The 20,588-nt window shown below is 38.1% G+C and carries 14 protein-coding genes; 12 read left to right on the top strand and 2 right to left on the bottom strand.

Annotated features, from left to right (window positions below; all coding sequences use genetic code 11):
- The first annotated feature begins 13 nt into the window (after positions 1-13).
- The 12 genes from fabG to ACE1TI_RS17050 all read left to right on the top strand — a co-directional run bounded on the left by fabG (position 14) and on the right by ACE1TI_RS17050 (position 16,668).
- The gene (gene fabG / locus ACE1TI_RS17105) at positions 14-754 is read left to right on the top strand and encodes a 3-oxoacyl-ACP reductase FabG (RefSeq protein WP_375008771.1); all 741 of its coding nucleotides are present in this window, start codon (positions 14-16) and stop codon (positions 752-754) included.
- A 17-nt stretch (positions 755-771) separates the two neighbouring features.
- Positions 772-1,650 carry a 3-hydroxyacyl-CoA dehydrogenase family protein gene (locus ACE1TI_RS17100; protein ID WP_375008770.1) on the top strand — a complete coding sequence of 293 codons (879 nt, stop codon included), beginning with the start codon at positions 772-774 and terminating at the stop codon, positions 1,648-1,650.
- A gap of 17 nt (positions 1,651-1,667) precedes the next feature.
- Complete coding sequence (locus tag ACE1TI_RS17095) at positions 1,668-3,278, top strand: acyl CoA:acetate/3-ketoacid CoA transferase (RefSeq protein WP_375008769.1); 1,611 nt, start codon at positions 1,668-1,670, stop codon at positions 3,276-3,278.
- Between the two features lie 4 nt (positions 3,279-3,282).
- Positions 3,283-4,308, top strand: a complete 1,026-nt coding sequence (locus ACE1TI_RS17090; protein ID WP_375008768.1) for a DctP family TRAP transporter solute-binding subunit — start codon at positions 3,283-3,285, stop codon at positions 4,306-4,308.
- A 99-nt stretch (positions 4,309-4,407) separates the two neighbouring features.
- The gene (locus ACE1TI_RS17085; RefSeq protein ID WP_375008767.1) at positions 4,408-4,905 is read left to right on the top strand and encodes a TRAP transporter small permease; all 498 of its coding nucleotides are present in this window, start codon (positions 4,408-4,410) and stop codon (positions 4,903-4,905) included.
- Positions 4,902-6,173 (top strand): TRAP transporter large permease, encoded by a 1,272-nt coding sequence (locus ACE1TI_RS17080; protein WP_375008766.1) that lies wholly within the window; start codon positions 4,902-4,904, stop codon positions 6,171-6,173. Before ACE1TI_RS17085 ends, ACE1TI_RS17080 begins: the two co-directional genes overlap by 4 nt.
- A gap of 15 nt (positions 6,174-6,188) precedes the next feature.
- Complete coding sequence (locus tag ACE1TI_RS17075; RefSeq protein WP_375008765.1) at positions 6,189-7,394, top strand: class I adenylate-forming enzyme family protein; 1,206 nt, start codon at positions 6,189-6,191, stop codon at positions 7,392-7,394.
- 268 nt (positions 7,395-7,662) lie between these two features.
- Positions 7,663-9,459, top strand: coding sequence for a GmrSD restriction endonuclease domain-containing protein (locus ACE1TI_RS17070; protein WP_375008764.1), 1,797 nt, complete (start codon positions 7,663-7,665; stop codon positions 9,457-9,459).
- Between the two features lie 208 nt (positions 9,460-9,667).
- A complete protein-coding gene (locus ACE1TI_RS17065) occupies positions 9,668-10,276 on the top strand; it encodes a recombinase family protein (RefSeq protein WP_375008763.1) in 609 nt (202 codons plus the stop codon).
- Positions 10,277-10,370: 94 nt separating this feature from the next.
- On the top strand, positions 10,371-12,383 hold the full coding sequence (locus ACE1TI_RS17060) for a type I restriction-modification system subunit M (RefSeq protein ID WP_375008762.1): 2,013 nt from the start codon (positions 10,371-10,373) through the stop codon (positions 12,381-12,383).
- A complete protein-coding gene (locus ACE1TI_RS17055; protein WP_375008761.1) occupies positions 12,380-13,672 on the top strand; it encodes a restriction endonuclease subunit S in 1,293 nt (430 codons plus the stop codon). The genes ACE1TI_RS17060 and ACE1TI_RS17055 overlap by 4 nt, the downstream gene beginning before the upstream one ends.
- Complete coding sequence (locus tag ACE1TI_RS17050; RefSeq protein ID WP_375008760.1) at positions 13,669-16,668, top strand: type I restriction endonuclease subunit R; 3,000 nt, start codon at positions 13,669-13,671, stop codon at positions 16,666-16,668. The genes ACE1TI_RS17055 and ACE1TI_RS17050 overlap by 4 nt, the downstream gene beginning before the upstream one ends.
- Before the next feature lie 225 nt (positions 16,669-16,893).
- On the opposite strand, the gene ACE1TI_RS17045 is transcribed toward ACE1TI_RS17050, so the two are convergent.
- Complete coding sequence (locus ACE1TI_RS17045) at positions 16,894-18,447, bottom strand: UvrD-helicase domain-containing protein (RefSeq protein WP_375008759.1); 1,554 nt, start codon at positions 18,445-18,447, stop codon at positions 16,894-16,896.
- Positions 18,434-20,206 (bottom strand): ATP-dependent nuclease, encoded by a 1,773-nt coding sequence (locus tag ACE1TI_RS17040; RefSeq protein WP_375008758.1) that lies wholly within the window; start codon positions 20,204-20,206, stop codon positions 18,434-18,436. The genes ACE1TI_RS17045 and ACE1TI_RS17040 overlap by 14 nt, the downstream gene beginning before the upstream one ends.
- Between the last annotated feature and the right edge of the window lie 382 nt (positions 20,207-20,588).

The following is a 20,588-nucleotide window of genomic DNA, read 5'->3' as shown; positions in this document are numbered from 1 at the left end:
GAGAGGTTTTGCAATGATTGATCTTACTCATAAAATAGCGATTGTAACAGGAGCAGGAAGAGGAATGGGAAAAGGAATTGCAGAAAAATTAGCCTCCTTAGGAGCCCATGTAATAGTAAGTGATGTGGATGAAACGACCGCAAACCAAACGGTAAATCACATTAAAGAAAAGGGGGGCACTGCTGAGGCCAATGTATGTAATGTAGCGGATAAAGAGCAGGCAGAACGTATCGTAGCAGATACGATTTCACAGCATGGGAAGCTTGATATTCTTGTTAATAACGCTGGTATTAATAGAGACAATTTACTTCACAAAATGTCAGAACAGGACTGGCAGCAGGTGATGGACGTGAACATAAATGGAGTCTTTCATATGATGCATCCAGCCGTCGTTCATATGAGAGACAGGCAAGAGGGAAGAATTGTGAATATTTCGTCAGCGAGCTGGCTTGGTAATGTAGGACAAGCCAACTATGCAGCAGCAAAAGCGGGTGTAGTAGGTCTAACGAAAACGGCGGCAAGAGAGTTAGGTAGAAGAAATGTGACGGTTAATGCGATTTGTCCAGGGTTTATTGATACCGACATGACTAGAGGCGTACCAGATAACGTATGGGATCTTATGATTAGTAAAATTCCAATGGGAAGAGCCGGCAGCCCGGAAGATGTCGCAAACTGTATTTCCTTTTTATCATCAGACCAAGCAAACTATATTACTGGAGAAGTGATCAATGTAGGCGGAGGAATGGTGTTATAACTTTCGGAGGTGAGAGCATGTCTATTCAACAAGTAGCCGTTATAGGCGGCGGCTTAATGGGCAGGGGCATCGCCCAAAATGCAGCGGAAGCAGGCAAAAATGTAACCATCATAGAAACATCAGAGGAATTAGCTGAAAAAAGTATGGCCGCAATCCAAAAACGATTGCAAAGAGATATTGAAAAAGACCGAAAAACCAACGTGGAAGCAGAAGAAGTCATGCAGTGTTTAGAAGCAAAAGTAGGTTTAGATTATATTAAGCAGGCTGATCTAGTCATTGAAGCCGTGCCAGAGCAATTAGAAATCAAAAAATTAGTATTTCGAGAGCTTGATACAGTCGCAAAAGAATCAGCTATTCTTGCGACCAATACATCCGGTCTTTCTGTTGCAGCCATCGGTGCAGCAACCAAGAGACCAGAACAAGTGATAGGCTTTCATTATTTTTATCCTGTGCAGCTTATGAAACTAGTAGAAATCACACCGTCTATCATTACATCCGAAGAAACGGCGGAGCAGATGCAGGCATTTGCGGAAGACATCAATAAACAGCCGGTGAAGTGCAATGATTATCCTGGCTTTTTGGTGAACCGGCTATTGATTCCAATGGTGAACGAAGCCATATATTGCGTGATGGAAGGGGCTGACCCTGAGGATGTGGACAGAGCCATGCAGCTTGGCGCGAATCACCGGATGGGACCAGTGACACTAGCTGACTTTGTTGGTCTTGATGTACTCCTTGCCACAATGGAAGGCTTGTACGAAGGTTTCAATGATTCGAAATATCGCCCTTGTCCCCTCCTTAAGAAGATGGTAGAAAGCGGAAATTATGGCGTAAAGACAGGTAAAGGGTTTTATTACTACGAAAAAAACGGAAAACAAATACAGGCAGCAATATGATAAATGAGGGTCTGACAATGCAAAAACATGATAAAAAGGTAGACGTTTCTGAAGTGACAGAGCTGATACAGGCTAACAGTACATTAGCGGTGTGTGGATTTTCAATGATGGGTGCCTGTGAAGATATACTGCAGGAAATCGAACGAAGTTATTTAAACGAGGGACACCCATCCGGGTTGACCCTTCTCCACGCAGCAGGCCACAGTGACCGAAAAAATGGAATTGAGCATTTGGCTCATGAAGGATTGGTTGATAAAATTATTGGTTCCCACTGGGGGCTTGCCCCCACCTGGGCATCTGTCATTTCAGAGAATAAAGTGGAAGCACATTGCTTATCACAGGGGCAATTGACTCACTTATTCCGTGATATGGCAGGTGGGAAACCAGGTACGTATTCCAAAGCGGGAATTGGAACGTTTTTAGACCCTCGAATAGAGGGAGGCCGAGTGAATGAAAGAGCGAAAGAAAAGGATAGTCTTGTCGAACTCCTTCATATTAAAGGAGAAGAATACCTTTTTTACAACCAGGTACCTATTGATGTTTGTATCCTAAGGGGTACGACCGCTGATGAATATGGAAACATTACGATGGAGGAAGAGGCATTAAAATTAGAAGCGTTATCTGTGGCACAGGCGGCAAAGCGTTTTAATGGAAAAGTGATTGTGCAAGTGAAACAGGTTGTCAAACGAGGATCCCTGCCAGCACGAGATGTAGTCATCCCTGGAACGTGCGTCGATTATATAGTTGTCACAGAAAACAGTATAGATAATCATAAACAGATCTCAAGTGCTGTCTTTAATCCTATGATTACAGGTGCGATGAAGGCACCAGATGAACGGATGAAGGAGAAAGAATTAAGTGTTCGTAAGGTCATCGGCAGAAGAGCTGCATTGGAGCTTTTCCCTGATGCCATTGTCAATTTAGGCACGGGGATCCCTGGGGACACAGTTGGACCCGTTTGTAGTGAAGAAGGGCTCCTTGATCATATTCATTTAACGATTGAATCGGGAGCTATTGGCGGTATCCCTCTTGGAGGAACAGATTTTGGAGCAGCAAGAAATCCAGAAGCGATCATCGAACATCCCTATCAATTTGATTATTATAATGGTCGAGGTGTCGATGTCACCTTCATGGGAGGTGCTGAAGTTGATCAAAATGGAAGTGTAAATGTAAGTAAATTTGGCAAAATGACCACTGGCTGCGGAGGTTTTATCGATATTACCCAAAATGCGAAAAAGGTTGTCTTTTGTTTTACCTTTTCTGCTGGCGGGCTGCAGGCAGATATCACAGACCATTCTTTAAACATTGTTCAGGAAGGAAAATACCACAAATTTGTGGACCAACTTCATCAAATTACGTTTAGCGGAGCATTTTCCCAAAATAAAAAACAGAATATTCTGTATATAACAGAGCGTGCGGTATTTGAATTAACGGAAAAAGGATTAGAGATTATCGAAGTGGCTCCAGGCATTGATCTAGAACGGGACGTGCTAGACCATATGGCCTTTAAACCTTCTATATCAGCCAACCTAAAAACCATGGAAGCCTTTTTATTCAACCCAGACAAAATGAACATCTTAGATGCGTTTCTTGAAAAAAGAACGAAAACAGTAAGCATTGGAGGTTAAAAGGATGAAAAGAAATAGAAAAGCAGCAGGTGCGATTTGCACAGCAGTGATGGTTGCATTCATGGCAGCATGCGGGAACGGAAACGGAGAAAGTCAGGAAAGCAGTGCACAGTCTGAAGAGGAAGTGGTCATTGATGTGAGCCTTCCTCTTGGGGCTGAATCTCAACAGGGTGTCGGAGTATTAAAATTCGGCGAAGAATTGGAAGCGCTTACTGACGGTCGGATTACCATTACTCCTCATTACGATAATGCCCTTGGTGCCGAGCGTGAAGTATTTGAAGGCATGAGTTCGGACACGGTAGACGCCGGCATTATTTCGACCGGTCCAATGGGAGGATTTATGAAGGAATTCCTTCTCTTTGACCTTCCTTACGTTTTTGAAAATCATGATCACGCATATGCCTTTCTTGATAGTGAGCATGGAGACGAGCTAGCTCAAATAGTAGAGGATGAAACAAACGTGAAGGTGCTGGCCTGGATGGAAAATGGCTTCCGTCATAACACCAACTCTGTCCGTCCAGTGGAAAAGCCGGAAGACTTAGAAGGGATTGATCATCGTACCCAGGAGAGTGAAGTACAAGTGGATACATGGAAGACATTTGGAGCTAATGCGACTCCGATGGCGTGGGACGAAGTGTATACTGCTCTGCAGCAGGGTGTCATGGAAAGCCAGGAAAACCCTCTTCCAACCATTTATGATGTGAACTTCTATGAAGTCCAGGATTATTTAAACTTGACCCAGCATGTTTATCACCCGGCTCCATTAATGATGAGTAAAACATTATACGACAGCTTTAGCGAAGAGGATCAGGAAGCGATTATGGAAGCGGCGGCTGCTGCCTTGCCGGTTCAGAGAGAAGAAAGCCAGAAGCAAGAGGAAATGTATTTAGAAGAGCTTGAGAATGAGGGGATGGAAGTCACAGAACCAGACCATGAAGCGTTCCGTGAAAAAGCAGAGCCGGTCATTGAGAAATGGGCTCCAGAGGTAGGAGAAGATCTCGTTGACGCTGCGATAAATTTTGACTACTAAAAGGAGATTAAAAAGATGCTGTTCTTTTTATAAGAGTATCCATGCTCGACTCTTAAGGAAAAGAACAGCTCTTTCTTCTTTTGAAAAAGGGGAATTCATATGAAGCAGGCGCTATTGTTATTTAATCGTGGAGTAAACATGATGAACCGACTGATTGAATGGGTACTTGCCATCCAGCTGATCATAATGACCATTCTTATATTTTGGCAGGTATTTGCGCGTTTTGTAATGGGTACTCCGTTAACCTTTTCTGAAGAAATAGCTAGATTTCTCATGATATGGCTGACCCTCTTAGGGGCGGCATATGCTTACCGAAAAGGAACATTAATCTCTATAGACTTAGTAAATGAGTTGTTAAAAGGACGTGTAAAACAAGTTTTAAACACCATTGTCTTCACGCTTGGAGCCATATTTTCTCTTATTCTTATTGTTTATGGAATCGAAATGGTAGGAAATGTCGCCATTCAACGTGCACCGAGTACTGGAGTTTCTATGCAATTTCCAAATCTTGCAATTCCAGTTGGAGGCATACTGATTTTCATCAATTCCATTGCGTTAATTATTGACCAATACACGAAAAAGGAGGATGCAGCGTGATAGCTTTGTTATTTTGCCTTCTGGGGGTGCTATTTGTCATAGGGCTGCCCATTGCATTCTCTTTAGGACTGGCCAGCGCAGTTACTGTATGGGCTGGAGATCTTACCAGGATGGTAGTAGTGATTCAGCAGATTTTTAATTCAATCAACTCCTTTCCTTTGATGGCCATCCCGTTTTTTATCTTAGCAGGGTATCTTATGCAGCACGGCGGGATTTCCCAGAGGCTGGTCGATTTCTCAAACGCCATCGTCGGCAACATGTCAGGAGGCCTAGCGATTGTTGCTATTTTGACGTCATTGTTTTTCGCTGCTATTTCAGGTTCAGGCGCAGCTACCACTGCCGCTATCGGTTCGATATTGATTCCGGCGATGGTTCATAAAGGTTACAATGTAAAGTTTGCCTCCGTAAACCAGGCAACAGCTGGGGCTCTAGGTGTTATTATTCCTCCTAGTATTCCGATGATTTTGTATGGTATCGCAGCCAATGTTTCTATTGGTGACATGTTTTTTGCCGGCATCATTCCAGGTATGCTGATTACCATTACTTTAATTCTCTATGCCTATATCTTTTCAAAAATAAAAGGTTATGGAGGATCTGAAAAAAGCTCTTTGAAGGAACTATTTGTAACCGGGCGAAAAGCGATGCTCGCACTCATCATGCCCGTGATTATTTTAGGCGGAATTTACGGCGGGGTTTTTACTCCAACAGAAGCTGCTGTTGTGGCGGTAGCCTACTCTTTTGTAATAGGTGTATTTGTTTACAAAGAGATCAGTTTCAAAGACTTAAAAAATATTTTTACGACGTCCGCTGTAACGACGTCGACCATTCTAAGTATTATTGGTACAGCCGGTTTATACAGTTATATCATGCAAAACCTGCGGGTACCTATGTATATCTCTGAGCTTTTTCTCAATGCGACGACAAGTATGATTGTGTTTATTCTTATTGCCAACGTCCTGCTGCTTGTTGCAGGCATGTTTATCGAAGCAGCGGCCGCTATTTTAATTTTTGTCCCAATTTTACTTCCGGTCGCAACCGAATTTGGCATTGATCCCCTTCATTTCGGTGTCATTATGATCGTAAATCTAGCAATGGGGATGTTTACCCCGCCTGTAGGTCTAAACCTTTTCGTTGCCTCACAAATATCAAAGGTAAGCATTATGAACATGTCTAAAGCGGTGATTCCATTTGTACTTATTGTCTTACTAGACTTAATGATTATCAGCTTCATTCCAGAGTTATCGACGTGGCTTCCATCATTAGAGTAAAAGGAGAGAAGGGCAATGACTAGACCAGAACGTCCAATAAATCTATATGACTTATTACACGACAGTGCTGCACGCTGCCCTCATAAAGAGGCGGTGGTGTTTCAACATAATAGAAAAACGTATCATGCTTTGAAAAAAAACAGTATACCAATTCGCAGACGTTCTTCGAGGGAAGCTGGGCGTATTTATACTTCAGGAACAAAGGGGAAACCAAAAGGAGCAATGCTATCACACGGTAACATTCTTCACTCGGTATTAAACTATGAAAAGCATCTATCAACGAATAACAAAACGGTTACCTTGTTAGCTGTTCCGATGTTTCATGTGACCGGTCTGATTGGCCAGATGTTTCATATGGTCAGAGTCGGGGGGAAGAGTGTTATTTTACCCCGATACCAGACGACGCCATTTATCCAAACCATCGAGAAGGAAGGCATTACCTTTTTATTTAATGTTCCTGCTATCTACCAAATGCTTGTTTCAACCTGCGAAAAGAATTCATTTTCTTCATTTAAAGGCATACAAGTCGTTGCGTATGGAGGGGCCCCGATGAATACGCCTTTATTACAAGAGCTGAGAAAATGGTTTCCGAACGCAAACCTTCATAACACATACGGTGCCACAGAAACGTCTTCCCCTACGGCCATCATGCCGCAGGTCTATCTGGAGAGCAAAATAGAAGCGGTAGGAAAACCCGTGCAAGGAGTAGAGGTGAAAATCATAACAGAAGACAATAAAGAATGTGCCTATGGGGAAATTGGAGAGCTATGGGTGAAAGGACCGATGGTCATACCTCGATACTGGAACAACGAAAAAGCAAACAAAACAAGCTTTGAAGAGGGGTATTGGAAAACCGGGGACTACGCCTGCCTGGATCAAGACGGCTTTCTTTACATCAAAGATCGAAAAAAAGACATGATCAACCGGGGAGGCGAGAAAATTTACTCGATAGAAGTAGAGAGTGTCCTGCTTAAACATCCTGACATAAAAGAAGCAGCCGTAAAAGGAGCCCCCCATAAGCTGTTCGGCGAATGTGTAGAAGCCTTTGTCGTTCCAGAAAATCGTTCCGTTGAAAAAGAGAAGGTTCTACAATTTGTCGCTCAACACCTCGCTGATTACAAGGTTCCAGAACATATTCATTTGATAGACGAATTAGCCCGAAACCCCGGCGGCAAGGTGATGAAGCACCTATTAACAAACGAAAAATCCACGAAACAATAAAGGGCACTTTCAAAAAGTGCCTCATTTTGTTGCCTAGAGGCTTTTGAAAAATTAACTTTATTATCTAATAACTAGTTTTTCTTGGAAATCTATCTTGTAAAATTTATACAGGCATAATATACTTTTAATGTAAAGGAATTGAAACATTCATTTATTAACTTTACTGTTTGTAAAAATGTAGATCTTAGATGATGGCCCGTATAAAAAATATAGACATGATGCCAGAGATAAAAAGGCGTCATTTTTTTTTGGAAGTGGGAGGATTTTTATGTCCAATTATAATGTAAATAACAGCACAGTAAATGCGCTTCTTAGTTGGATTGAGCAAGATATTATTGCTATTCCAGAAATACAGCGACCGTTTGTATGGAAGTCTTCTAAAGTTAGAGATTTAATGGACTCGTTATATAAAGATTATCCGGTTGGATACATAATTACTTGGCAAAACCCAGAGGCACGATTAAAAGACGGCACGGTTTCTCATGGTAAAAAGATATTAATCGATGGCCAGCAACGTGTGACTGCTTTAATGGCAGCTATTTCAGGGAAGGAAGTCGTGGATCATGACTATAAGAAAAAACGGATAAAAATTGCTTTTAATCCCATTGAGGAAATATTTGAAGTTCAGAATCCTGCCATTCGTAAAGATAAAAGATGGATTCCAGATATAGCTGAAATATTTCAACAAGGTTTTGATACATTCGGCTTTATTGATAGTTATTGTAATGAAAACCCTGAGATTTCTAGAAATGAATTAAATGAAATTATTCAGAAACTATCCCAAGTAAGGTATAGTTCCATTGGTATTATAGAGCTGGCTCATACCCTTGATATAGAAGTAGTCACAGAGATTTTTATCCGTATTAATTCGGCAGGTGTCAATTTGAGTCAAGCTGATTTTGCTATGTCTAAAATATCTGTGAATGATAAATATGAAGGCCCTCTAGTTCGAAAAACGATTGATTATTTCTGCAATTTAATTAAAAAGCCTTCTGTTTATGACAACATTAAAGATAATGACATAGAATTTGCGAATACCGAAAACTTCAATAAAATCAAGTGGGTCAAAGATTATAATACTAATATTTATGAACCCAGTTATTCAGATTTATTACGTGTAGCGTTTACATTCAAATTTTTGCGAGGAAAATTATCTAATTTGGTAAGCCTATTATCAGGTCGTGACTTTGAGACAAGAGAATACAAGGAAGAAATTACAGAAGAATCTTTTGAGAAATTATATGATGGTGTATTGAAATTTATTGATGAAACCAACTTTAAGCGTTTTATAATGGTGCTAAAATCTGCAGGAGTGATAAACGCAAAATTAGTTCGTTCTCAAAATGCGTTAAATTTTGCTTATGCTTTGTTTTTACTTTTAAGAGAAAAGAATATAAATGCATCGGATATTAATAAAATCGTGCGTAAGTGGCTAGTGGCTTCTATTCTGACAGAAAGATATTCGGGTTCACCAGAATCTATGTTTGATTTTGATATAAAACGTTTTGCCGCTAATGAGAATCCTATGACGTATGTAAACAATGTGGAGGCGGGCGAATTATCTGATGCGTATTGGGATAATATTTTAATAGGAAACTTGGATACTTCCGTATCTAGCAGTCCATACTTCAACTTATATATCATGTCCCAAATCTATGATAACGATAATGCATTTCTCTCAAAATCTATTACGGTTCAGCATTTAATTGAAGAACGCGGCGATGTTCATCATGTGTTTCCAAAGAAATATCTTCAGTCCAATGGTTACAACAATAGAAGACAATATAACCAAATAGCAAATTACGTTTTTACAGAGCAAGCCGTAAATTTAGCCATAAAAGCAGAGGCCCCTAAATCCTATCTAAATAAAGTAAAGGAACAAATAAATAAAGATAAATTATTGATAGGAGAAATAGATAATGATGATGAGCTAATATACAACATGAAAATGAATTGTATTCCAGAATCCATTTTTAATATGGAAGCCAGTGACTATGAGCAATTTTTACAAGAACGAAGAAAATTGATAGTAAACAAGATTAGAACATTTTATGAAAGGCTATGAATTTAGAAATCCAGCAGGCTTAATATATCAAATTTTTTAAAATATGTGTTCTCGCTCCTGGAGATAACCCTTCAACTTTTAACACACAGTTGAAGGGTTAGAAAGTTTGTTTAACCTGAGTACACCCTGTACAAACAAAAAGGAATCCAGTAAAATCAGGGTATTCACATGTTCAAACAGACTTGTTCAATAGGTGGGAGGAAAAAAGATGATTTTTGGGTACGCTAGAGTAAGTTCCAAAGATCAAAATTTGTCTCGGCAGATAAAAGAGTTAGAGGAGTTTGGCTGCGAGCGTATTTATCAGGAAAAACAATCCGGAAAAGATTTAAATCGTCCCGTTTATCATGAGATGCGATCGAAAATGCGTTTTGGAGATGTCTTAGTCGTTCACGATCTGAGTCGTTTCGGTCGTAATAAGGAAGACATTCGAAATGAATGGAAGTCCTTAATGGAAGAAGAAATTGATATCGTCGTTCTAAATATGCCAGTCCTTGATACAAGAAGGTACAAGGATCTTGAGGGAGTAGGACAGCTGGTATCTGATATCGTACTTACTTTATTATCTTGGATGGTGGATGAAGAACGAGAACGAATAAGAGCAGCACAACGAGAAGGAATTGAAATTGCGAAAGCTCAAGGAAAGTTTAAAGGTGGAAAGAAACGTTACCATTCTGGTGCAACCGGTAAGGATAAAGTTATTTATGATCGGGTGGTACAATTATTGAAAACAGGAAAAAGTGTGATGGATATCCATAGGGAAGTAGGGGTTTCAAGGAATACTATATACAATATAAGAAAAAACTTACAAGAACATTAGTATATCAATTGTTTTTAAAAAAGAAGAATTAGTTATCTATTGTTATAATTAGATGTAAGTTTGTTTAATGAGTCGTGAAAAAGGAGCAGGTAAAATGGTTAATTTTCAAGATAAAGTACAATTTTTATGGACGATTGCGGAAATTTTGCGAGGTCCTTATAAACCGGATGACTATGGAAAAGTCATTCTACCCATGGCAGTACTACGCCGGTTTGACTGTGTCTTACAAGATACAAAAGAGGAAGTATTAGAACAATATGAGAAGTACAAAAACCTACCGGAAGAGGCACGGGACGAGATTTTAAACCGTGTCTCAGGTCAGCGTTTTAACAATACGAGCAACTATGACTTTGGAAAACTGATTAATGATTCGGATAACATTGCTGATAATTTCCGTGATTACATAAATGGTTTTTCAAAGGTAGCGAGAGATATTATTGAGTACTTTGACTTTGATACACAAATTGAAAAAATGGATCGGAATGACCTCCTCTATCTTACCGTGAAACGTTTTTCAGAGATCGATCTTCATCCAGAAACAGTCTCTAATTTGGAAATGGGTTACATTTTCGAAGAATTGATCCGGCGTTATTCAGAACATGCAGAAGCTGGTGACCACTATACCCCTCGTGAAGTAGTAAGGTTGATGGTAGGTCTTATGTTTAATGAGGATGAAGATATCCTCACAAAACCGGGAATCACACAGACTCTCTATGATAGTTGTGCTGGGACTGGCGGTATGGGTTCCATTGCCCAGGAGTATTTAAAGGATTTAAACCCATCTGCTGAGCTGGAGTTCTTTGCTCAAGAATTTAATGAAGAATCGTACGCCATGTGTAAGGCAGATATATTAATAAAAGGAGAAGAGGCCCGCAATATCCGTTTTGGAAATACGCTCTCCAGGGATGCATTTCCTAATGAAACCTTCGATTATTTAATTACAAATCCGCCGTATGGAGTTGAATGGAAACCGGCAGAAAAAACAGTACGGGAAGAACATGAAGACCTAGGCCATGAAGGTCGATTTGGAGCTGGGCTACCTCGTATTGGGGACGGACAGCTTTTGTTCCTGCAGAATCTTGTTTCAAAGATGAAGCCAGTCACAGAGGAGAACCCAAAAGGGTCGCGTCTTACAATTATTATGAATGGATCTCCGCTGTTTACAGGGGATGCCGGAAGTGGAGAAAGTGAGATCCGCCGTTACGTGATTGAAAATGATCTTGTAGAAGGAATAGTGGCTATGCCACCCAGTCTTTTCTATAATACTGGTATTTCTACTTACATTTGGATATTAACAAACAATAAAGAACCTTGGCGACAAGGGAAAATCCAGCTAGTGAATGCGGTTGATTTCTATCAAAAGATGCGAAAGAGCCTTGGGGAAAAGCGTCATGAAATTTCAGAGGAGCAGATTAAAGAGATAATTAAACTTTACGGGGAGTTTAAAGAAGGAGAGCATGTCAAAATCTTTGACAATGAAGATTTTGGCTACCAAAAAATTGTTGTAGAACGACCGTTAAAGCTAAATTTCAAAGCCGATAACGAGCGAATAAAAAGGTTATATGAACAGAAAGCTTTTCAAAATCTAGCGAAGACGAAGAAAAAAGGAGAAGCAGGGTTGAAAGAGGAAAAAGAAGGACAGAAGAAACAGCAAAACATCGTAAAAGCCCTGCAATCTATGAGTGATGGCCTGCTCTATAAAAATCGTGAGGAATTTACGGACGTTTTGAAACAGACTTTAAAAGAATACGGAGTGGACACCAAAGCTACGTTAGTAAAAACAATTTTAGCAGCTCTTTCCGAGAAAGATGAGACAGCGGATGCCTGTGTAAAAAACAAAAAAGGTGACGTCGAACCAGATCCAGACTTACGCGACACCGAAAATGTCCCATTAAAAGAAGACATTCACGAGTATTTCGAACGGGAAGTACTACCGCACGTCCCAGACTCCTGGGTCGATAAATCAAAAACGAAAATAGGATATGAAATCCCATTCACACGTCATTTTTACAAATATAAAGAACTACGACCTTCTGAAGAGATTAAGGACGAAATTCAGGAGTTGGAAGCGAGGATATTAGAGAAGTTGAAGAAGGTGTTGGAATGAATTTTAGAGAAAAATCCTTAGAAGACTGGGAGTTGTTAAAAGTTTCGTGGCTCTTCGAAGAGATTAGCAGTGGAACTACTCCAAAATCTACTAATAATGAGTATTACAATAGAGCAGAAGTGGCTTGGATCAATACTGGAGATTTAAATGATGGGTACTTGTATGTTACCAATAAAAAAATTTCTAAACAGGCAATAATAGACTATCCAACTTTGAAAGTATATCCTGCGAATTCTTTGGTTATTGCGCTATATGGCGCTACTATTGGAAGGCTATCAATTACTAGGATACCTGCCGCAACTAATCAGGCCTGTTGTGTAATGACACACCCAAAAGGTGTTAGTAATAAATTTCTATTTTATTGGTTTCTCTCCAACCGAGAAAAAATTATTGAACTTTCGGCAGGAGGAGGGCAAAAAAATATAAGTCAGTCGATAATTAAGTCTTTAAGGGTTTTGCTTCCCAACAAAGAACTACAAGAACAAATTGTGCAGTTTCTTGATCGAAAAACTTCAGAAATTGATACCCTTATTGCTGATAAAGAAAAACTCATCAAACTTCTTGAAGAAAAACGTCAAGCTATTATAACAGAAGCTGTTACAAAAGGACTTGACCCTGATTTGAAAATGAAAGATTCGGGGGTGGAATGGATCGGTGAAATTCCAAAAAAGTGGGATGTTAGCACATTAAACCTGCATTTTATAGAGTCAAAAACTAAAAATGAAGGTAAAAAAGAGCAGAACGTGCTGTCGCTGAGCTATGGGAAAATCAAAAGAAGAGATGTAGAGAGTAATTTTGGACTTTTACCAGCTTCTTTTGAAACGTACCGTATAGTAAATAGTGGCGACATCGTTTTGCGTTTAACAGATTTGCAAAATGATAAACGTAGTCTCAGGGTTGGTTTGGTGCAAGAGAGGGGGATAATAACTTCTGCATATTTAACACTCATTCCTAGAAATACTATTACTAGTGAGTATGCTAGTCTTCTTCTACACTCTTATGATCTACTAAAGGTTTTTTATGGATTCGGAAGTGGAGTAAGACAGTCCATAGGCTATCCAGACTTAAAAAAACTACCAATACTATTACCAAGTATTGAAGAACAGAAAAAGATTAGCCAGTATTTAAATAATTATTTAAAGAATATGGATAAGACTCTTGAAGAATTAAAGGTTCAAATTGAGAAATTAAAAGAATACCGTCAATCTCTGATCTATGAAGCGGTTACTGGGAAAATTGATGTGCCTGACTACGAGGACACCGAGGAGGACATGGAGGTGAGGTTGTGAGTGTGGATTACAGTGAACGAGGATTCGAAGAAAACATTGAGCATGAGTTAGTACGGTCAGGGTATCGGCAAAGGATATTAGAGGGGACTGCTTTGCATACGTTTCAGAAGTGGGCGGTTGATCAGGACATTCTGTTTGAGTTTCTGGAAGCCACACAGCCTAAAGCGCTGGAACGGTTAAAGAAAGTCTACAAAGAAAAGTATGAATACAAAATCATGGACAGACTGGATAAAGAGCTGAAGCGACGTGGAATGATTGACTGCCTTCGACATGGGATTAAAGATTACGGTGTTACTCTTCGTCTTGCTTATAATCAACCGGTCACTGATATGAACCGGACTCTCGTAGAAAGATACGAACAGAATATTTTTACTGTCAGCCGACAAGTCTATTACAGTACCGAAAACCGGAACTCGATTGATATGATGCTGTCTTTGAACGGCCTTCCACTTATAGTCATGGAATTAAAAAATCAATTGACTGGTCAAACGGTAGAAGATTCCAAGAAGCAATACCAGGATAACCGTTCTCCTAATGAGTTGTTATTCCAATTTAAGAGGAGAGCTGTTGTCTTTTTTGCAGTTGACACTGATGAAGTTTATATGACAACGCAGTTAAATAAAAAGAAGACCTTCTTCCTTCCATTCAACAGAGGAAACAAGGGTGGGAAAGGTAATCCAGTCGTCTATGACGATTACAGAACGTCCTACTTATGGAAAGATATTTTGCAGAAAGACAGCTTGCTTGATATATTTTTCCGGTTTGTGTACATCCAGAAAGAAGATATCAAAGACAGCAATGGTGAGATTATCGATGAAAAAGAGGTTGTTATTTTCCCTCGTTTCCATCAGCTGGATGCGGTTCGAAAATTAGAAGAGGATGTATCTGTTCATAAGGCCGGGAAAAACTATTTGATCCAACATTCAGCCGGGAGCGGGAAGACGAACAGTATCTCCTGGTTAGCTCATCGTTTTGCCAAGCTTCATGATGAAGATGATGAAGCTATTTTTGACAGCGTCATTGTTATCACGGATAGACGGGTGTTGGATAAGCAGTTGCAAGATGCTGTCTATCAGTTGGAGCACAAGGCAGGAATGGTGGAAAAGATTGATGAAGATTCTAACCAGCTGGCCCGGGCGATTACCAATAAAACAAAGGTGATTATTACAACGCTCCAGAAGTTCCCATTTATTTTAGATAAGGTTGGCGAATTCAACCGTGGAACATACGGCATTATCATTGATGAAGCTCATAGTTCTCAGGGCGGAAAGGCTTCGAGTGCTATGACGGCTCTTCTGTCGAATAAGTCATTAGAAGAGGCATATGAAGAGAGCATGATGGAAGAAAGTGAAACGACGGACGCGGAAGAACGGATGCTTGAAGTGATCGCGAAAAGTGGGGATCAATCAAATATTTCCTTCTTTGCCTTCACGGCCACTCCGAAAGCAAAAACGGTAGAACGGTTCGGCACCTTGCAGGAAGACGGTACTTATGCCCCGTTTCATGTTTATTCGATGCGACAGGCAATTGAAGAAGGTTTTATACATGACGTATTGGAAAATTACGTCACATACGACACTTTCTATAAAGTGGAGAAAAGTATTTCGGAAGATCCTGAAGTGGCTAAAAGTAAAGCGTCTAGGCAGATTGCGCGTTTTGTTTCCTTGCACCCGCATAATATCGCTCAAAAGGCTGAAATCATGGTAGAGCATTTCCGTAATGTGACCCGTCATAAAATTGATGGACGAGCAAAAGCAATGGTGGTCACAAGCAGCCGTTTGCATGCCGTTCGATATAAGTACGCATTTGACCGTTACATTAAATCAAAAGGATATACGGATTTAAATACGCTTGTTGCTTTTTCAGGAACAGTAGAAGATGGTGGTCAGTCATACACAGAACCTGAAATAAACAAAATGGGCGAAAAAGAACTTCCGGACCGATTTCACTCCGATGATTACCAAGTGCTAATAGTAGCTGAAAAATACCAAACTGGATTCGACGAGCCTCTATTGCATACGATGTACGTGGACAAGCCATTAGATGGTATTAAGGCTGTGCAGACGTTGTCTCGCTTAAATCGGACGTGTGAAGGGAAAGATGATACATTCATTCTCGATTTTGCAAATGATCCTGAAACCATCCAACAAGCTTTTCAGACTTATTATGAAGTCACAGGACTGGATGAAGTTACAGATCCGAATATTTTATATGATGTGCAACATGAACTTGATGCGATGCAAGTGTATACAGAAGAGGAACTAGAAGCTGTCTCAAATCTTGAATTTAGCGATCATCCATCCAAAAACACCAAAATACAGACTAAGTTAAATTCATTCCTAGACCCTGCCGTGGAACGATTTAAATCGGAATTGAATGAAGAGCAACAAGAGCAGTTTAAATCAGCTGCTACTAAATTTGTACGAACTTATTCCTTTGTATTACAGATAGGTCCATTCTCTGACATCGATCTTCATAAACGGTTTGTTTATTTAAGTTACTTGCTCAAGAAACTGCCGAGGAAACCTCAGGACCCGGTCTATTTATCAGATGATGTCGCCTTAAAATATTACAGGAATGAAAAGGTGTTTGAAGGGAGTATTTCATTAACGGAAGAGGGTGGACAAAATCTTAATCCTACTCAATACGGTGGTTCAGGAAGCAAAGAAGAAGAAAAGGAACGTCTTTCTTCGATTATAGACAGAATAAATGAACGCTTCGGCACAGAGTTTACTGAAGCCGATAAGTTATCCCGAGACCAACTTTTAGCGGATATGAAAGCTAATGAGACGTTGGCAGAAAGAGCACAGAATAATACGAAAGATAATTTCAAATTCAGTTATGAAAAAACTTTTATGGACTTCGTGATTGATCGGATGCAGCAGAATGAGAAATTCTTCATGAAAGTGCTTGAAGATAGCGATTTCAAACAATTTTTAATGGAAGATATGTTTGATGAAGTCTACACCGATTTAAGAAACAGCAATCACTCATAGTGTTATAGATATCGTAGTAACCTATTTACCACAGTTATATAAATAATTTCCGCAACATCAAACATTGTTGTTATGGGAGAAGAAAACATATGAAAAACCACTCGAAGTGTTGATCTTATGAATATTAATGAATTTATCAACAATTTATTAGGAAAGTGGATAAATTGTACTGTAAAGAGATAGGAACTATTAAGAGTTGTTCCTATCTCTTTATCTCAACAGAAATCACTGTTTAATGTAAGCGTTAATTGAGGGAATGTGTTTAAATACCTTTCCAGCGTTTGAAATCTGTTCATTAGCAATTACGTTTGTAAGATGCTTATGATATCTATGATCATCTATAAACATTATAAATTTATTAATTGCTCTTGTTACACAAACATAGTGATTTTGAAGGTGCTCACTATTAAAAATTCTATAATAACGGGAAAAACTTATTACTTGGTTAAACTCTAACCCTTTAGAAGCGAACACCGTCATAACTTTATGTTTTTCTTCTAATAGAGTAAATGCCATGTCGTAATTTCTATTTGTGATACTTTCTATAAATTTTTTAATTTCCTTGTCGCTAATTGATATCTCTAGATAATTTGCTAAGTTGGAAACAGCCCTGCTAATCATTGTTTGATCTAAGTTTTCCCACTTTTTTAAAAGCTTAATTATCTTATCAATATCCTTTCTAGTTTGAATCCTTTCGTCAATTTGAGTATTGGATAAAAAATCATAAATAGAATAACTTTCATTCTTAATGTAGAATGCCAATTCTTTAAGAAGATGACCATTAGGGATGCCTTCATCAATTGGTGTTCTTGGTATATACACAAAATTGTAACCATTTTTATTTAAAATATCGGTTATCAATTGAGCGTCTCTGTTAAAATTAGCAATTATTGTAATGTCCTTAAGGATGTCAACATAATTGTCTTCAATAAGCTGCTCAAATTCTTCTAAAAATCCTACAAAGTTTCTTCCCTTTGAGGGAAATTCTTTTAGAATTACGTTATTTACATCGTTATTTAAGTGCTTGTAGTAACCAGGGTTGTGAAATAGATTTGCATAGTTTTCAATCTCATTATCACATCGAAAATTAGTCACAAGTTCGTATGCAGAGAAATTTTCATTAGACAATAATTCGAATACGTTACTCATGGCTCCACGCCATAAGTAAATAGCTTGTTTAGAGTCTCCCACGATAAATAATTTGATGCTTAAATTGTTTTTTAGCCACATAAAAAATCTATGCATATCTGAATCTGTATCTTGATATTCATCAATAAAAATCATAGCATATTTAGATTTAATATATTCTTGACAAGCTATTGAGTTTTTTATAATTATTAAAGCTAATCGGAAGTTGAAATTAAGATGGTTATCCCGGTAAGTGCCTAATACGTTCATGCTTTTTAATTGATTCAGGCCCTCTTCAAAACTCGAGAATTTATACACTCCATCATATTCTACGGAATATTCCCTGTTATAATCACTTCCTAGTGCATCTTGAATAAAAGGCCTTATTATCTCACTTTCAATAAAAGAATCATTTGTTTGAACCGACAAGCTGTTTTCAGTGTTTATACCTACTTTTTTCTTGATCTCTTTAGAAGCCTTTACTGTAAACGTGATTGCAGCGATTGTTTTGTGGTCTTCAATCTCTTGAAGTACTTTATTCATTTTATTGACCATAATGGTTGTTTTCCCCGAGCCAGCACTAGCAGAAATCACAATATTACCATTGTCCTCTAAAATTTCATCTCTAGCTTCTTGATCAATCAAATTCATGAGGAACCAACTCCCTTAATGGCTTAAACAATGAATCTTTTATGATCCTGGTACAATCCTCATAAGTTAGTCCATCTGTTAATTCAATCATATTTAGTAATTTATGGTCCTGAAGATATTTCACTGGATTTCCACCAAGTATTTCCTTCATTCTTTCACCAATTACTTCGTATAAATCATGCTCTAAATCGATTCTTGATAAATATATATTGTTTTCCTGGAATTTGTAGATATCATCTATGTAGTTGTCATATAAGCTCACTTTTTTATCTTTAACCATTCTTTTCTTTCTAGAATCTGGCCATTTAATCTTGCTATCCTTAAAAATAGAATAATCTATTTCTACCGGGGAAGCATTAATAGATTCAAAACCTTCCTGCACAATTTCTAAAAGGTTTAGACACCTATTTATACCAATCAAATCAAAAAGCATTTTATTATTATTCTTTGCTTTTAAATCATTATCGGTTTTTACAATTGGGATAATGTTAAGGCCTTTAAGTACCTTTACATACGGTTCAAATTTTATTCCACTAACGTCTAATATGTACCCCCCGTCTAATTCATAAGTTGGGTGCACTTCTTCTAAAATTTTTTGAAATAACACTTTTTCTGAAGGACCTTCAACTAGTAATACCTTATCTGCAAATAGTGCAGTTGCGAGGGAACTATTTAGTTCTTTTTTTACATTTCTGTATTCATCTTCTACAATATAAAGATAAGATTCACAGTTTGTCCTATTTTGTGAGTAAATTCTTATGAGGGAAGCATCATCCATTTCATATAGAAGTTCTGAAGAGTGTGTCGATAAAAAGAAATATTTATATACTTTAGAGTTAAACAATTGTTGTGATAGGGCTATCTGCATGGATCTATGTAGGCTATTTTCAGGCTCTTCAATTAGATGTATTATAATTTTATTACCTTCCTGCTCCTTTATTAGATGGTTTAATACCGAATATGCTAAGATTTTCTTTCTTCCATCTCCAGATGTTGGATAAATGTTATCGTCATCATCTTTTTTTATATAGGGGATCAAGTTACCAAAATAACTATTAATTGATAGCTCTGATTTCATCTCTATACTGATATCTTCATCTTTTAATTTTTTGTATTCATCAGTTATAACATCCTGAAAATTTCTTATAACTTCCATGCTACTGATTTTAGTATTTAATTCATTGCCTATTTGTTTGATATCGTTAGATATTTGTATGTCACCGTCACTTAATTTTGTTTGATCAAAAAGCTTTTTTCTGTTCTTTGTAAATGTATTTTCTAAATCTATTGAGGGATCAACGTAAACAATTCGAAATAGGCTGTCTATACTACTATATATTCCATTTTGATTAATTTCTTCTAAGTTTTTAAAGTCATTTCCCCAATACAGTTTTGGAATGCCAATCTCCTCACTATCATCATATGCCCCTTCTATTCTAAAATAAAAATTATCCAAATCGTCACTAGATCTTGCCCCGCCGACTTTTGCAATAATATGTTTTGAGTCCTCATCAGTTTTACGGTCTGAAATATCTACGCATAAAGTGATGCTAATTAACTTATTGGTATCACATTGGAAAAAATCAGTCTCCCTAAATCCTTCTTTCCGTATATTTCTATCGAGTAGAAATCTAAGGGCATAAAGCATATTGGTTTTTCCTACATCATTCATTCCAAATATAACGTTTTGATTTGATAAATCAATCTTTGCACATTCAAAGTTACGAAAGTTTTTAATCACTAAATTCTTTAATTTCATGCTAACCTCCCATGGAGTAGTAAGTAAAAACACACTCATTTTACCATATGAATTGATATTTAGGAGAAAAGCCAGGATTAATGTCTAATATTAAGGTCATACATCTAGTGGATTAATTTTTCGTTATAATTTTATTACTTTTAACATTATCAAAAAGGGTGAAACAATGAATATTGTAACTTTGTTTTCGAGACGACTTTTGAAACGTGTGTGTAACCCTTATTCGGTGTGAACTTTAGTGATAAATGACGTATAATTTTCAGGATTATTTGTCGTAAGGAGTTAATCTCTGGATAATTCCAGCGAAGCTGTCACCAGGAGAAAAATGATGGATTGTATTACAAGCGATCATTTTCATCATAAATTGTTTATTCTAAGTGGT

The sequence above is a fragment of the Alteribacillus sp. JSM 102045 genome (assembly GCF_041949975.1).
In the GTDB taxonomy this organism is placed as follows: domain Bacteria; phylum Bacillota; class Bacilli; order Bacillales; family Marinococcaceae; genus Alteribacillus.
This window is presented reverse-complemented; position numbering and strand designations above follow the sequence as displayed.

What these genes read in the sequence shown, in the direction of transcription:
- ACE1TI_RS17075 (WP_375008765.1), top strand. Translation starts at nt 6,189, where the DNA reads ATGACTAGACCAGAACGTCCAATAAATCTATATGACTTATTACACGAC.
- ACE1TI_RS17095 (WP_375008769.1), top strand. Translation starts at nt 1,668, where the DNA reads ATGCAAAAACATGATAAAAAGGTAGACGTTTCTGAAGTGACAGAGCTG.
- ACE1TI_RS17045 (WP_375008759.1), bottom strand. Translation starts at nt 18,447, where the DNA reads ATGAATTTGATTGATCAAGAAGCTAGAGATGAAATTTTAGAGGACAAT.
- ACE1TI_RS17040 (WP_375008758.1), bottom strand. Translation starts at nt 20,206, where the DNA reads ATGAAATTAAAGAATTTAGTGATTAAAAACTTTCGTAACTTTGAATGT.
- fabG (WP_375008771.1), top strand. Translation starts at nt 14, where the DNA reads ATGATTGATCTTACTCATAAAATAGCGATTGTAACAGGAGCAGGAAGA.
- ACE1TI_RS17100 (WP_375008770.1), top strand. Translation starts at nt 772, where the DNA reads ATGTCTATTCAACAAGTAGCCGTTATAGGCGGCGGCTTAATGGGCAGG.
- ACE1TI_RS17065 (WP_375008763.1), top strand. Translation starts at nt 9,668, where the DNA reads ATGATTTTTGGGTACGCTAGAGTAAGTTCCAAAGATCAAAATTTGTCT.
- ACE1TI_RS17055 (WP_375008761.1), top strand. Translation starts at nt 12,380, where the DNA reads ATGAATTTTAGAGAAAAATCCTTAGAAGACTGGGAGTTGTTAAAAGTT.
- ACE1TI_RS17090 (WP_375008768.1), top strand. Translation starts at nt 3,283, where the DNA reads ATGAAAAGAAATAGAAAAGCAGCAGGTGCGATTTGCACAGCAGTGATG.
- ACE1TI_RS17070 (WP_375008764.1), top strand. Translation starts at nt 7,663, where the DNA reads ATGTCCAATTATAATGTAAATAACAGCACAGTAAATGCGCTTCTTAGT.
- ACE1TI_RS17060 (WP_375008762.1), top strand. Translation starts at nt 10,371, where the DNA reads ATGGTTAATTTTCAAGATAAAGTACAATTTTTATGGACGATTGCGGAA.
- ACE1TI_RS17085 (WP_375008767.1), top strand. Translation starts at nt 4,408, where the DNA reads ATGAAGCAGGCGCTATTGTTATTTAATCGTGGAGTAAACATGATGAAC.